We start from the raw sequence: 14,618 nt of genomic DNA on the forward strand, positions 1-14,618 counted from the left end.
CGGGGACCCCGATGGGGCACCCGGGATGCCGGTTTTGCCCCACTATGTAAATCTGAGCGAGACATCTCGGTCGCTCGGTACGGAGGGGCTCCGTGAACGAAGGCTTCCGCCCGCCGCGACCGGCGCCCACGGCCCGCCCGGCAGGCACGGCCGAAGCGGTGCCCGCGGCCGAAGCGGCACCCGAGGCCCGTCCGGACCGCACGGCCCCGGCGCCGCGGGCGGCCGGGCGCGGCCGGAGGGCGCCGCTGGCCCTCCCGGCGCGCCTGCTGGCCTGCGCGGCCCTCGGCGCCGCGGCGTTCACCGCCGCCGCCCCCGCCCTCGCCACCCCCGTTCTCGCCGCGCCCGTTCTCGCCGCGCCCGCGTTCGCCGCGCCCGCGGCCGCTCCCGCCGACGACGGGCACGGGGAGCTGGCCGGCAGCGCCGCCGGCGTCGGCCGGGAGCACCCGGGCCGGCCCGCGGGGGCCCCGGTGAACCGCGAGGCGGTGGTCGCCTCGCGGCCCCTGACGGAGCGTGCGCCCGCCGACCGCCCCGAGGCCGTGCCGCCGTACGGCCTGACGCCCGCCGAACCCCGGCCGCAGGACCGGCCCGAGGCCGACCGGCCGCCGGGGACCGCGCCCCGGACCCCGCCCGGTACGCGGCCCGAGACCCGGCCGGAAGCCCCGCCCGAGGCCCGCGCCGAAGCCCACGCCGAAGGCCGTCCCGAGGCGCGCCCCGATGCCCGCATCGAAGCCAGGCCCGAAGCCCGGCCCGAGGGGCGGCCCGAAACCCGGCCCGAAGCCAGGCCCGAGGGGCGGCCCCGGGACCGGCCCTCGGGGACGGACCGGACGCCGGGCCCGCGCCCCACCGCGACCCCGGACCCGCTGCCGCGGCCGAGCCGGTCGGGGAGCACGCTCGGTACCGCCCCTAACGACCGGGCCGCCGACCTGGCCGCGCACATACTGCCGCTGGGCACCGGATTCGCCCTGATGGGACTGGGGCTGGGCTACCTGGGAGTGCGCCTGCGCCGCGGCCTGTGAGCCGCCCGCCCACCCGTCGACGGCCCGTCTCCCCCGGGAGGCGTACGTCCCGCGACGGTTGCGGAGCGTGAACATACTCGGTATACATACCCGGTATGTCGATCCGTCACGGCCTGCTCGCCCTGCTGGAACGGGGCCCCCGCTACGGCTCCCAGCTGCGCACCGAATTCGAATCCCGCACCGGCTCCACCTGGCCCCTGAACGTCGGGCAGGTGTACACGACCCTCGCCCGACTGGAGCGGGACGGACTGGTCGCCCCCGGCGGCGAGGACCCGGCCGGGCACACCCTCTACGCCATCACCGACACCGGGCGCGCCGAACTGCGCGCGTGGTACGAACGCCCCGTCGACCGCGCCCACCCGCCGCGCGACGAGCTCTCCATCAAGCTCGCCATGGCCGTGGGCGCCCCCGGCGTGGACATCCGCGCCGTCATCCAGTCCCAACGGCACGCCACGATCAGGGCGATGCAGGACTACACCCGGCTCAAGGCCCGGGCCCTCGCCGCCGTGGAGGGCGGCCGCGCCGGGGAACGGGACGACGTGGCCTGGCTGCTCGTCCTGGAGCAGCTCATCTTCCAGACCGAGGCCGAGGCCCGCTGGCTCGACCACTGCGAAGCCCGGCTCGTCCGGCTCTCCCTCCCGGCCGACGGGAGGGCCGCGGCGCCCGGAGCACCACAGGCCCCGCGGAACCCCGCCGGCACGGCCGCGGACCCCACCGCCCCGCACACCGCCGCGAGCGCCGGGAACACGGCAGCCGCCCCGACCACCACCGCCACGACGACGCCCCGCACCGCCCGCACGCGGCGGGGCTGAACCACCGTTCCAGGGGGAACCCTCATGCCCGACCAGCACCAGTCCCCGCCGCCCGTGCTCCAGTTGGACCGACTGGTCCGCACACACGGCAGCGGCGCCACCGAGGTGCACGCCCTGCGCGGCGTCGACCTCTCCGTCCATCCCGGCGAACTCGTCGCCGTCATGGGCCCGTCCGGCTCCGGCAAGTCCACGCTCCTCACCCTCGCCGGCGGACTCGACACCCCGACCAGCGGCCGGGTCCTCGTCGAGGGCACCGACATGACGGCGGCCAGCCGCAAAGAACTCGCCGCCCTGCGCCGCCGCAGCATCGGGTACGTCTTCCAGGACTACAACCTGATACCGGCCCTGACCGCCGCCGAGAACGTGGCGCTGCCCCGCGAACTCGACGGCACCTCGGCCCGCAAGGCCCGCGTCTGCGCGCTCGCCGCGCTGGAGGAGATGGGCCTGGGCCCGCTCGCCGACCGCTTCCCCGACGAGATGTCCGGCGGTCAGCAGCAGCGCGTGGCCATCGCCCGCGCCCTGGTCGGCGACCGGCGTCTGGTCCTCGCCGACGAACCCACCGGCGCGCTCGACTCCGAGACCGGCGAATCGGTCCTCGCCCTGCTGCGTTCCCGCTGCGACGCGGGCGCGGCCGGCGTCCTCGTCACCCACGAACCCCGTTTCGCCGCCTGGGCGGACCGCGTGGTCTTCCTGCGCGACGGCAGCGTCGTCGACGAGACGCTGCGCAGCCACGCCGACTCGCTGCTCTCCGGGCGGGCGGGCGGACAGTGATCTCCTGGTACCACTCCTGGATCGCCGCGATCCGGATAGCCCGCCGCGACGCCTGGCGCGCCAAGGGCCGCAGCGCCCTCGTCCTCGCCATGATCGCCCTGCCCATCCTCGGCGTGAGCGCCGCCGACCTCACCCTGCGCAGCGCCGACCTCTCCGCCGCGCAGGAACTGGACCGCCAGATCGGCTCCTCGGCGGCCAAGTTGTCCGCCGCGCACGTCGGAGGCCCGGTCCACCAGCATCCGGACGGCTCGAACTACGAGCCCGTCGGCGGCTACGACGACTTCACCCCGCAGGGCCGCAGCACGACGGACGGCACACCCGACCCCGTCCTCGCCGCGCTGCCCGCCGGGGCCGAGGCGGTCCGCGACTCCCAGGCGTACGCCAAGGTCCGCACCGCCCACGGGCTCCTCGACACCCAGCTGCGCGAACTCGACACGCACAGCCCGCTGGTGCGCGGCATGATCACCCTGGACCGCGGCCGGCTGCCCGCCGCGGCGGGCGAGGTCATCGCCACCAACGCCTTCCTGGAGCAGTCCGGACTCTTCGTCGGCTCCCGGGTCACCCCGCGCGGCGCACCGGCGCCGTACCGGATCGTCGGCGCCTACGAGCTCCCCTCCGAGCTCGGCAAGGCGGAGATCATCGCCCCGCCCGGCAGCCTGCTGGCCCCGCTGAGCACGGCGATCCGGGCCACCGGCGGCATCGACCTGCGGGCCCAGGACACCTACCTGGTCGCGGTCGGCGGCGACGGTTTCACGTGGAACATGGTCAAGGAGGCCAACGCCAAGGGCGTCCTGGTCGTCTCCCGCGCCGTCGTCCTCGACCCGCCGGCCGACTCCGACGTGCCGTTCTTCTCGCGGAACCCCGACCACGCGAACGCGAGCGACTCCGCGCGCACCGAGGAGGCGGCCATCGTGGTCACCGTCGTCGGCCTCGCCATGCTGGAGATCTGCCTGCTGGCCGGACCGGCCTTCGCCGTGGGTGCCCGCCGCTCCCGCCGCCAGCTCGGCCTCGTCGGCGCCAACGGCGGCGACCGCCGCCACATCCGGGCCATCGTGCTCTCCGGCGGCCTCGTCATCGGCGCCGCGTCCGCCGTCGTCGGCACCGCGCTGGGCATCGTGCTCACCATCGTGCTGCGGCCCGTCCTGGAGGACCAGCTCGGCGTCCGCTTCGGCGGCTTCGACTTCCGGCCGCTGGAACTGGCCGGCATCGCCCTGCTGGCCGTGGTGACCGGCCTGCTCGCCGCGATCGTGCCCGCGGTCACCGCCTCCCGGCAGACCGTGCTGGCCTCCCTGACCGGCCGCCGCGGCGTCCGCCGCGCCAACCGGGTGCTGCCCTTCATCGGCCTGACCGCCGTGGCCGCCGGCGCCGCCATCGCCCTGTACGGCACCTCCGCCCGGGCCGGCTCGACCGTCGTCGCGGGCGGCAGCGCCCTCGCCGAGCTCGGCATCGTCGCGCTCACCCCGACGCTGGTCGGCCTCTTCGGGCGGCTCGGGCGGTGGCTGCCGCTGTCGCCGCGGCTCGCCCTGCGCGACGCCGTCCGCAACCGCGGGCGCACCGCCCCGGCCGTGGCCGCCGTCCTCGCCGCCGTCGCCGGCACCGTCGCGGTCGCCACGTACGAGCACAGCAGGGACGTGCAGATGCGCCACGAGTACGTGGCCGACCTCCCGCACGGTGCGGGCGCCCTCGGTGCCGAGAGCAGCGCGTACAAGGAGGTGCCCGCCCTGCGCCAGGCCCTCGCCAAGCACCTCCCGCTGGCCCGGCAGGCCGACGTGGAGCGCATCGTCGTCGGCAAGCCCAGCTGCGAGGCGTACTCCACGGAGCCCGGCTGCGGCAAGGCGGAACCCCTCACGCCCAAGGACCAGCGCTGCCCCCTGTACGAAGCCGAGAACGGGCTCGCGTCCTTCACCCCCGACGAGGCCCGGAAGCTGCGCCGCGACTGGCGGTGCGCCCCGGACGAAAACGGCGGCGGGGGCGGGGGCGGGGCGGCCTACAGCGCGTACGGGACGGTCGTCGCCGACGCGAAGCTGCTGGGCGTCCTGGCGGTCGCCGACCCGGGCGCCGCGTCGGCCCTCGCGTCGGGCACGCCCGTCTCCTTCGACAAGCGGCTCGTCAAGGACGGCAAGGTGACCCTCCGGGTGGTCACGGACATGGCGGCGGCCGACGCCGCCCAGATGCGGCGCGAGGACCCGCCCGGCCAGGACAAGGTCCTGCCCGTCCACCAGGTCCCGGACGGCGTCGAAGGCTGGGGCATCCAGCTGGTCCTGCCGCCCGCGGCCGCCGAGGCGGCCGGCCTGGCCACGGTGCCGTCCGGCACCTTCTTCAGCCTCGACGGCGCGGCCACGGGCGAACAGCGGCAGCGACTCGACGCGGAGATCGACCGGCTGGGCGTACAGGCCGACGTCCGGATCGAGGCCGGTTACCAGAGCACCGACAATCTCGGCCTGCTCGCCCTGACCGTCTTCGCCGGCCTCGTCACCATCGGTGCGGCCGGCATCGCCACCGGTCTCGCCCAGGCCGACGCCGAAGCCGACCTCAAGACCCTGGCCGCGGTGGGCGCCGCCCCCCGCGTTCGGCGCACGCTCAGCGGCTTCCAGTGCGGGGTGGTCGCCCTGATGGGCGTCGTCCTCGGCTCGGCGGCCGGCATCCTCCCGGCGGTCGGACTGCGGCTGGTCCAGCTCCGGGAGCAGGAACACCTCCTCTCCGTGGGCGAGGAGATGGGCTACGGACCGCTCGACGCCGTCCCGTACGTGCCCATCGCCGTGCCGTGGGAGACCCTCGCCGGACTGCTCGTGGTGGTCCCGCTGGGCGCGGCCCTGCTGGCCGCCCTGGTCACCCGCTCCAGCGGCGCGCTGGCACGGCGCGCGGCCGGCTAGGCACGCGGAGTGATGCAGGTGCCCCCGTACAGGGTGGATCACGCCCGTACGGGGGCACACCGTGTGAGTACGAAGGTGTGCGAGACAATGACGGCATGGAGATGCCGAGGAGTGAACGGTCGCAGGACAGCCCCCCGCACGTCCTGATCGTGGGACAGGACGGGTCGGCGGTCGGCGGCGCCGATGACGAGTCGCGCGAGGTCCCGGTGACGGAGATGGTCGAACAGCCCGCCAAGGTCATGCGCATCGGAAGCATGATCAAGCAACTCCTGGAAGAGGTGCGCGCCGCGCCTCTCGACGAGGCGAGCCGGGTCCGGCTCAAGGACATCCACGCAGCATCCGTGAAGGAGCTGGAGGACGGCCTCGCCCCCGAGCTCGTGGAGGAACTGGAGCGCCTGTCCCTCCCGTTCACGGAGGAGGCCATCCCGTCCGAGGCGGAGCTGCGCATCGCGCAGGCCCAGCTCGTCGGCTGGCTCGAAGGGCTCTTCCACGGCATCCAGACGGCCCTGTTCGCGCAGCAGATGGCGGCGCGGGCCCAACTGGAGCAGATGCGCCGCGCCCTCCCGCCCGGCGCCTCCCACGAAGACGACGAGGACGCCGCCCACGGCGCGGTCCGCTCGGGCCCCTACCTCTGACCCCCACCCGGGAACAGCCCCCTCCTCCCGGGCCGCCCCGGCCCGGCCCCGCCGGCGTGTGAGCCGGTTTCGGCCCCACCCGGCACCGCCCGCGTTCGAGCCGGGCCCGCCCCCACCCAGCGCCGCCGGCGTGTGAGGCGCGGGGTCCGGGGCGGAGCCCGGGCGGGTCCGGGGCGGAGCCCGGGCGGGTCCGGGGCGGAGCCCGGGGAACGGCGGAAGGGCGGGGCGGGGAGACGGCCCCGCGCAGCGGCACCCCACCGCCCCGCACCGCGCACCCAGGGCACCGGGCCGGCCCCCCGGCACCGCACGAACCCGGACAGGCACAACGCCCCTCCGCAGGAGCCCCGCCGCCCCATACTCGTGGGCATGACCTACGACGCCATCGTCCTCGCCGGCGGCGCCGCGCAGCGGCTCGGCGGGGCCGACAAGCCCGCCCTCAGCGTCGGCGGACGCACCCTCCTCGACCGGGTCCTCGACGCCTGCCCGGACGCCCGCGCCACCGTCGTCGTCGGCGGCCGCCGCCCCACCGCCCGCCCGGTCCGCTGGACCCGCGAGGACCCGCCCGGCGGCGGCCCGGTGGCCGCGCTGGACGCCGGGCTGCGCGAGACCACCGCCGAGCTGGTCCTCGTACTCTCCGCGGACCTCCCGTTCCTGGACCGGGACACCGTACGGACCCTGCTGACCGCCGCCGCACCGGCGGCCCCGACCCCGGCCCCGCACGATGGCGCCCTGCTGCGCGACCCGGCCGGCCGGGACCAGCCCCTCCTCGCCGTCTACCGCGCCGCCCCGCTCCGCCGCGCGCTCGCGCACCTCTCCGCCGGCCGGCCCGACGGCCTCGGCGGCCTCCCGCTCCGCGCGCTGACCGCCGCGCTCGGCCTGGCCCGCGTCGCCGCGCAGCCGCTCGCCTCCTTCGACTGCGACACCTGGGAGGATCTCGCCGTCGCCCGCGCCCGGATCAGGGAGCATGGAACCGTGCTGGACCAATGGATCACCGCCGCCAAGAACGAGCTGGGCATCGACCTCGACGTCGACACCCGAACCCTGCTCGACCTCGCCCGTGACGCCGCCCACGGCGTCGCCCGGCCCGCCGCCCCGCTGACCACCTTCCTGGTCGGCTACGCGGCCGCCCGGGCCGAAGCCAGCGGCGCCGACCCCGCCCGGGCCGTCTCCGAAGCCTCCCGCAAGGCCTCCGACCTGGCCCTGCGCTGGGCCGCCGAGGCGCAGGCCGCCACCGGCCCCGCCGCCCCGGCCCCCGCCCCCGACACCGCCACCGCGGCCGACCCCCGACAGAACGGCTCCGGATGACCCCCACCGATGCCGACCGCGCCCCGGCCGGGGCCGCCGGCTCCGCCGAGCAGGCCCTCGAAGAGGCGCTGGCCCTGGTCAACCGCACCCCGGACGGCGGTGTCCCGCGCGCCGCGGCCTGGCCGCGGGCCCGGGACACCGCCGTGCATGCCGGGGCCGGGACGCGGGCCCGTACGCACCGGGTGCCCCTCGCCGACGCCCTCGGCGACGTACTGGCCGAGCCCCTGGACGCCCTGTCCGACCTGCCCTCCTTCGACACCTCGGCGATGGACGGCTGGGCCGTCGCCGGTCCCGGCCCTTGGGCCGTGCGCGACGGCGGTGTGCTGGCCGGCTGCGAGCGGCCCGAGCCCCTCGCGGACGGGGAGGCCGTACGGATCGCCACCGGGGCCCGCGTGCCCGCCGACACCACCGCCGTCATCCGCAGCGAGCACTGCCGCGAGAAGGGCGCCCAGCTCTTCGCCGACCGGTCCGTCCTGACCGGCCAGGACATCCGCCCGCGCGGTCAGGAGTGCCGCTCCGGCGACCTGCTGCTGCCCGCGGGCTCCCTCGTCACCCCGGCCGTGCTCGGCCTCGCCGCGGCCGCCGGCTACGACGAGCTGGCCACCCGGCCCCGCCCGTGCGTGGAGATCCTGGTCCTCGGCGACGAACTGCTCACCGCGGGCCGCCCGCACGACGGCCTCATCCGGGACGCCCTGAGCCCCATGCTCGCCCCCTGGCTCACCCGTGTCGGCGCCGAGGTCACCGGCACCCGGCGGTTCGGCGACGACGCCGCCGGCGCCGCCGCCCTGCTGGAGGCCGTCTCCTCCTCCACCGCCGACGTGCTGATCACCACCGGCGGCACCGCCGCCGGGCCCGTGGACCACGTCCACCCGGTGCTGGCCGAGGCCGGCGCCGAACTGCTCGTCGACGGGGTCGCGGTGCGCCCCGGGCACCCGATGCTGCTGGCCCGCATCGGCGGCCGGGCCGACGGCCGGTACCTGGTCGGGCTGCCCGGCAACCCGCTCGCCGCCGTCTCCGGACTGCTCACCCTCGCCGAACCGCTGCTGCGCGCCCTCGCCGGCCGCCGCGGGCGCCCCCGCTGGACGGCGGTCGTCCGGGGCGACGTACCGGGGCACCCGCACGACACCCGGCTGGTGCCCGTGGTGCTGACCGACGAGCACGCGGTGCCGCTGCGCTACAACGGCCCGGCGATGCTGCGCGGGGTGGCGGCCGCCGACGCGCTGGCCGTCGTACCGCCGCACGGCGCCCGGTCCGGTCAGGACCTGGAGATCCTGGACCTACCCTGGACCTCGGGGGGATGTTTCACGTGAAACTGCACGGCCACGACGCCATGGCCCGGGGGGCGGACGAAAAACTCGTCTCCCGGCGCATCAAGCTGCCCAAGCGCGTCGTCGAGAAGCCGCTCCGGCAGGTGACCAGGCGCCTGGTGATGGCCCTGTTCGTGCTCTGCCTGACGGTCCTGATCGTCTGGCTCGACCGCGACGGCTACCACGACAACGCCAACGACCAGGTCGATCTGCTCGACTGCGTCTACTACGCGACCGTGACCCTGTCGACGACGGGGTACGGCGACATCGTCCCGTACAGCGACAGCGCCCGGCTGGTGAACATCCTGCTGATCACCCCGCTGCGGGTGCTGTTCCTGATCATCCTGGTCGGCACCACCCTGGAGGTCCTCACGGAGCGCACCAGGGAAGAGTGGCGGCTGAACCGTTGGAGGAACACCTTGCGTGACCACACGGTCGTGGTCGGCTTCGGCACCAAGGGCCGTTCGGCCCTGCAGACGCTGCTGGCCACCGGCCTCTCCAAGGAGCAGGTCGTCATCGTCGATCCGAGCGCCAAGGTCATCGACATGGCCAACGCGGAGGGCCTCACCGGCGTCGTCGGCGACGCCACCCGTTCCGACGTGCTGCTGCGGGCCGAGCTCCAGAAGGCCCGTCAGGTCGTCATCGCCACCCAGCGGGACGACACGGCGGTCCTGGTCACCCTGACGGCGCGCCAGCTCAACCGCGGCGCGAAGATCGTCGCCGCGGTCCGCGAGGAGGAGAACGCGCCGCTGCTGCGCCAGTCCGGCGCCGACGCGGTCATCACCAGCGCGAGCGCGGCCGGCCGGCTGCTGGGCCTGTCGGTCCTCAGCCCGAGCGCGGGCACCGTGATGGAGGACCTGATCCAGCAGGGCAGCGGCCTCGACCTCATCGAACGGCCCGTCAACAGGTCCGAGGTCGGCAAGTCGGTGCGGGACACCGACGACCTGGTGGTGAGTGTGCTGCGCGGGCACCGGCTGCTCGCGTACGACGACGCGCACGCCAGCCCGCTCCAGCTGACGGACCGCCTCATCACCATCGTCCGGGCGTCACCGCGCAGTTCGCCGCCGCAGACCCTGGGGCCGGCCGAGTAGCGCGGCGCGGCGCGCGCGGGGCCGCCTGTGCCGAGGGGGCCGGTTCGCGTAGCCTCCGGGCCATGCATGCGATCACCATCGAGCAACCCGGCGGCCCCGAGGCCCTCGTCTGGACCGACGCACCCGATCCCGTCGCGAGCGAGGGCGAGGTGCTCGTCGAGGTCGTGGCCAGCGCCGTGAACCGCGCCGACGTCCTCCAGCGCCAGGGCTTCTACGATCCGCCGCCGGGCGCCTCCCGCCACCCCGGCCTGGAGTGCTCCGGGCGCATCACCGCCATCGGCCCGGGCGTGTCCGGCTGGTCGGTGGGCGACGAGGTCTGCGCCCTGCTGGCGGGCGGCGGATACGCGCAGAAGGTGGCCGTGCCGGCCGGCCAGCTGCTGCCGGTCCCGGCCGGCCTGGACCTGGTGACGGCGGCCGCGCTGCCCGAGGTGGTGGCCACGGTGTGGTCCAACGTGTTCATGGTGGCCGGGCTGCGCCCCGGCGAGACGCTGCTCGTGCACGGCGGCTCCAGCGGCATCGGGACCATGGCCATCCAGTTGGCGAAGGCGGTCGGCGCGAAGGTCGCGGTGACGGCGGGCGGGCCCGAGAAGCTGGCCCGCTGCGCGGAGCTGGGCGCGGACGTACTGATCGACTACCGCGAGCAGGACTTCGTGGCGGAGGTACGGGCGGCCACGGACGGGGCCGGGGCGGACGTGATCCTGGACATCATGGGCGCGAAGTACCTGGCCCGGAACCTGGACGCGCTGGCCGTCAACGGCCGTCTCGCGGTGATCGGGCTCCAGGGCGGGGCGAAGGCCGAACTGAACCTCGGGGCGCTGCTGGCCAAGCGGGCGGCGATCACCGCGACCTCGCTGCGGGCGCGGCCGCTGGAGGAGAAGGCGGCCATCATCGCGGCGGTCCGGGAGCACGTGTGGCCGCTGGTCTCGGCCGGCCGCGTCCGACCGGTGGTCCACGCCACCCTCCCCATGTCCCGGGCCGCCGAAGCCCACCGCCTCCTGGAATCCAGCAGCCACGTGGGCAAGATCCTCCTCACCCCCTGACCCCACCGGACCGCGGCCCCGGCCCGGAGCCCCGGTGGGTCCGGGCAGCGCGCGGGGGACGGCGGAAGGGCGCGGGCGGGGAGAGGGCGGGGCGGGGCTCCCGCCCCGCCCGCGCCGGGCTACAGGCTGCGCAGCAGGACCGCCGGGGACTCCACGCAGTCCGCGACGTACCGCAGGAAGCCCCCCGCCGTCCCCCCGTCGCACACCCGGTGGTCGAACGTCAGCGACAGCTGCACCACCTGGCGCACCGCCAGCTCACCCCCGTGCACCCACGGCTTCGGCACGATCCGCCCCACCCCGAGCATGGCCGCCTCGGGGTGGTTGATGATCGGCGTGGAGCCGTCGACGCCGAACACCCCGTAGTTGTTCAGGGTGAACGTCCCACCGGTCAGGTCGGACGGCGTCAGCTTCCCCGCCCGCGCCAGCTCGGTCAGCCGGGCGAACTCCGCCGACAGGGACTCCGGGCTGCGGCCCTGCGCGTCGCGGACCACCGGGACCATCAGGCCCCGTTCGGTCTGCGCGGCGAACCCGAGGTGGACCGCCGGGAGCCGGACGATCTCGCCCGCCGCCAGGTCCACGGTGGAGTTGAGCTCCGGGTACCGCGCGAGCGCCGCCGTGCAGATGCGGGCCAGCAGCGCGAGCACCGAGATCTTGGGGCCGCCCACCGCGTTCATCGCGGTGCGGGCGGCCATCAGCTCGGTTGCGTCGGCGTCCACCCAGCACGTCGCGTCCGGGATCTCGCGCCGGCTGCGCGAGAGCTTCTCCGCGACCACCGCGCGCAGCCCCTTCAGCGCGACCCGCTCGCCCTGGGGCGCCGCCCCGGTCGAGCCCGCCGCCGCAGCCGCCGCAGCCGTCACCGCAGCCGCCACGACCGGCGGGGCCTGGAGCGCCGCCTCGACGTCCGCCCGCAGGATCAGCCCCTCGCGGCCCGAGCCGCGCAGCGTGCGCAGGTCCACCCCGTGGTCCCGGGCCAGCTTCCGCACGATCGGCGAGACCACCGCCACGGGGCCGGACACCGCGACCGGAACGGTGACCGCGGCCGCCACCGGCGCGGCCGCGACCGATCCCGCCCCCGCCCCGGCGGTGGCGGGTCGCACCCGCCGCCGTCGGGCCGGGCGGGAGTGGTCGGTGCCGTAGCCCACCAGCACGTTGCCCGATCCGCCGGACTCCGGCTCGGCCTCGGCCCCCGTACCGGAAGCGGGCCCGGCAGCGGGCCCGGCCGGTGCGGCCGCACCCGTACCGGCGGCCGCGCCCACCGCCACGGTGATCAGCGGAGCCCCCACCGGGAGCTCCTCGCCCTCCGCGCCGAACCGGGCGGTGACCACGCCCCCGTACGGACAGGGCACCTCCACCATCGCCTTGGCCGTCTCGACCTCGACGACGGGCTGGTCGATGGCGACGACATCGCCCACCGCCACCAGCCAGCGCACGATCTCGGCCTCCGTGAGGCCCTCGCCGAGATCGGGCAGCTTGAATTCCATGACCTGCGGCATCAGTTCTCCCACTGCAGGCGGGCGACGGTGTCCAGGATCCGGTCCACGCCGGGCAGGTGGTGCTTCTCCAGCATCGGCGGCGGATAGGGGATGTCGAAGCCCGTCACCCGCAGCACCGGCGCCTCCAAGTGGTGGAAGCAGCGCTCCGTGATCCGCGCCGCGATCTCCGCCCCCGGGCCGCCGAAGCCGCCCGACTCGTGGACGACCACCGCGCGCCCGGTCCGCCGTACGGACTCCACGACCGTGTCCTCGTCGAAGGGGACCAGCGAGCGCAGGTCGACGACCTCCAGGTCCCAGCCCTCCTCGCGCGCCGCCTCGGCGGCCTCCAGGCACACGGGCAGCGAGGGCCCGTAGGTGATCAGCGTCGCGCTCGCGCCGCTGCGCCGTACGAGCGCCGTGCCGATCCCCGGCACCCGCGCCGGCGCCTCCGGCGACCAGTCGGCCTTCGCCCAGTAGAGCCGCTTGGGCTCCAGGAAGACCACCGGGTCGTCGCTGGCGATGGACGCGCGCAGCAGCCCGTACGCGTCCTCGACCGTCGCCGGGGTCACCACGGTCAGGCCCGGGGTGGCCACGTAGTACGCCTCGGAGGAGTCGCTGTGGTGCTCCACGCCGCCGATCCCGCCGCCGTACGGCACCCGGATGGTGATCGGCAGCGGCATCGCGCCCCGGGTGCGGTTGCGCATCTTCGCCACGTGCGAGATCAGCTGCTCGAAGGCCGGGTACGCGAAGGCGTCGAACTGCATCTCGACCACCGGCCGCAGCCCGTACATGGCCATGCCGACGGCCGCGCCCAGGATGCCGGCCTCGGCCAGCGGCGTGTCCGTGCAGCGGTCCTCGCCGAACTCCTTCGCCAGGCCGTCCGTGATCCGGAAGACCCCGCCCAGCGTCCCGACGTCCTCGCCCATGACGTGCACGGTCGGGTCCTCGGCCATCGCATCGCGCATCGCCCGGGTCAGGGCCTGCGCCATCGTGGCCGGCTTGGCCCTGGGCACCGCCGCGGCCACCGGCGTCGTCGTCGACGTCGTCATCACTCGCCCTCCGCTTCCAGCTCCGCGCGGAGCAGGGCCGCCTGCTCGCGCAGCCGGCCGGTCTGCTCCGCGTAGACGTGCGCGAAGAGGTCCATCGGGTCCAGCACGGGATCGGCGTTCATGGCCTCGCGCAGCGCCGCCGCCATCTCCTCGGCCGCCTCGCGCTCCACCCGCACCCCCTCCTCGTCGAGGATGCCGCGGGCGGTCAGCTCCCGCTCCAGCAGCGCGACCGGGTCGTGCGCCTTCCACGCCTCGACCTCGGCGTCGCCGCGGTAGCGGGTCGCGTCGTCGGCGTTGGTGTGCGCCTCCATCCGGTACGTGACCGCCTCGACCAGGGTCGGGCCGCCGCCGGCCCGGGCCCGCCGGACGGCCTCGGAGAGGACCTCGTGCATCGCCGCGACGTCGTTGCCGTCGACCAGCCGGCCGGGCATCCCGTACCCCACGGCCTTGTGGGCCAGGGTCGGGGCGGCGCTCTGCTTGGCGAGCGGGACGGATATCGCGAAGCCGTTGTTCTGCACGAGGAAGACCACCGGTGCCTGCCAGACGGCAGCGAAGTTCATCGCCTCGTGGAAGTCGCCCTCGCTGGTGCCGCCGTCGCCGACCATCGCGAGGGCGACCACGTCGTCCCCGCGCAGCCGGGCCGCGTGCGCCAGGCCCACCGCGTGCGGCAACTGGGTGGCGAGCGGGGTGCTCAGCGGTGCGATGCGCAGCTCGCGCGGGTCGTAGCCGGTGTGCCAGTCGCCCCGCAGCAGGGTCAGCGCCTGCACCGGGTCGAGCCCGCGCGCCACGGCCGCCAGGGTGTCGCGGTAGGACGGGAAGAGCCAGTCGCGCTCCTCCAGGACCAGCGCGGCCGCGATCTCGCAGGCCTCCTGGCCGACGGTCGAGGGGTACACGGCGAGCCGGCCCTGCCGGGTGAGCGCGGTGGCCTGGGCGTTGTAGCGGCGACCGCGCACCAGCTCGGCGTAGCACCGCCGCATCAGCACCGGGTCGAGCCGGTCCGCCGCCCCGGTGCCCAGCACCCGGTAGGGCTCCGGGTCCGGCAGCAGCGGAGCGGCGTCCGTACGGGGCCTCCAGGCGGGCGGCGGGGTGGACCGGTGGGACGCACCGGCACCGGGCAGCTCTTGGACCGTCATGGCGGCGTACACCTCCTCGTGGGAAGCGGGCGGGGAGGGCCCCGGATGTGAGGCGCCTCACCTACCGATTGTTCGGTTGTCCGCGCATTTTGGCTACAGGCGCCTCCAGGCTGT

General features: G+C 75.8%; 12 protein-coding genes. 9 read left to right on the forward strand and 3 right to left on the reverse strand.

Annotated elements, in window-relative coordinates:
* Positions 1-92: 92 nt before the first annotated feature.
* The 9 genes from CP968_RS16375 to CP968_RS16415 all read left to right on the forward strand — a co-directional run bounded on the left by CP968_RS16375 (position 93) and on the right by CP968_RS16415 (position 10,850).
* Entirely contained in the window at positions 93-1,016 is a 924-nt protein-coding gene (locus tag CP968_RS16375) for a hypothetical protein (RefSeq protein WP_150518724.1), read from the forward strand.
* Between the two features lie 95 nt (positions 1,017-1,111).
* Complete coding sequence (locus CP968_RS16380; protein WP_150518725.1) at positions 1,112-1,828, forward strand: PadR family transcriptional regulator; 717 nt, start codon at positions 1,112-1,114, stop codon at positions 1,826-1,828.
* Positions 1,829-1,852: 24 nt separating this feature from the next.
* On the forward strand, positions 1,853-2,599 hold the full coding sequence (locus tag CP968_RS16385; protein WP_150518726.1) for an ABC transporter ATP-binding protein: 747 nt from the start codon (positions 1,853-1,855) through the stop codon (positions 2,597-2,599).
* Positions 2,596-5,472 carry an ABC transporter permease gene (locus tag CP968_RS16390; RefSeq protein ID WP_150518727.1) on the forward strand — a complete coding sequence of 959 codons (2,877 nt, stop codon included), beginning with the start codon at positions 2,596-2,598 and terminating at the stop codon, positions 5,470-5,472. The genes CP968_RS16385 and CP968_RS16390 overlap by 4 nt, the downstream gene beginning before the upstream one ends.
* Positions 5,473-5,567: 95 nt before the next feature.
* On the forward strand, positions 5,568-6,107 hold the full coding sequence (locus CP968_RS16395) for a bacterial proteasome activator family protein (protein WP_150518728.1): 540 nt from the start codon (positions 5,568-5,570) through the stop codon (positions 6,105-6,107).
* Between the two features lie 366 nt (positions 6,108-6,473).
* Complete coding sequence (locus CP968_RS16400) at positions 6,474-7,412, forward strand: NTP transferase domain-containing protein (protein WP_150518729.1); 939 nt, start codon at positions 6,474-6,476, stop codon at positions 7,410-7,412.
* Positions 7,409-8,722 (forward strand): molybdopterin molybdotransferase MoeA, encoded by a 1,314-nt coding sequence (locus tag CP968_RS16405; protein ID WP_189828902.1) that lies wholly within the window; start codon positions 7,409-7,411, stop codon positions 8,720-8,722. Before CP968_RS16400 ends, CP968_RS16405 begins: the two co-directional genes overlap by 4 nt.
* A complete protein-coding gene (locus CP968_RS16410; protein WP_150518730.1) occupies positions 8,710-9,810 on the forward strand; it encodes a potassium channel family protein in 1,101 nt (366 codons plus the stop codon). The genes CP968_RS16405 and CP968_RS16410 overlap by 13 nt, the downstream gene beginning before the upstream one ends.
* 62 nt (positions 9,811-9,872) lie before the next feature.
* On the forward strand, positions 9,873-10,850 hold the full coding sequence (locus CP968_RS16415; RefSeq protein ID WP_150518731.1) for an NAD(P)H-quinone oxidoreductase: 978 nt from the start codon (positions 9,873-9,875) through the stop codon (positions 10,848-10,850).
* Between the two features lie 119 nt (positions 10,851-10,969).
* On the opposite strand, the gene CP968_RS16420 is transcribed toward CP968_RS16415, so the two are convergent.
* The 3 genes from CP968_RS16420 to pdhA are packed head-to-tail and all read right to left on the reverse strand — an operon-like array spanning position 10,970 to position 14,504.
* Entirely contained in the window at positions 10,970-12,343 is a 1,374-nt protein-coding gene (locus tag CP968_RS16420) for a dihydrolipoamide acetyltransferase family protein (protein ID WP_150518732.1), read from the reverse strand.
* Entirely contained in the window at positions 12,343-13,371 is a 1,029-nt protein-coding gene (locus CP968_RS16425; protein WP_150518733.1) for an alpha-ketoacid dehydrogenase subunit beta, read from the reverse strand. The genes CP968_RS16420 and CP968_RS16425 overlap by 1 nt, the downstream gene beginning before the upstream one ends.
* Positions 13,371-14,504, reverse strand: a complete 1,134-nt coding sequence (pdhA, locus tag CP968_RS16430; protein ID WP_150518734.1) for a pyruvate dehydrogenase (acetyl-transferring) E1 component subunit alpha — start codon at positions 14,502-14,504, stop codon at positions 13,371-13,373. Before pdhA ends, CP968_RS16425 begins: the two co-directional genes overlap by 1 nt.
* Positions 14,505-14,618 lie beyond the last annotated feature (114 nt).

Origin of the sequence: Streptomyces subrutilus (assembly GCF_008704535.1) — a bacterium.
Taxonomy (GTDB): Bacteria; Actinomycetota; Actinomycetes; order Streptomycetales; family Streptomycetaceae; genus Streptomyces; species Streptomyces subrutilus.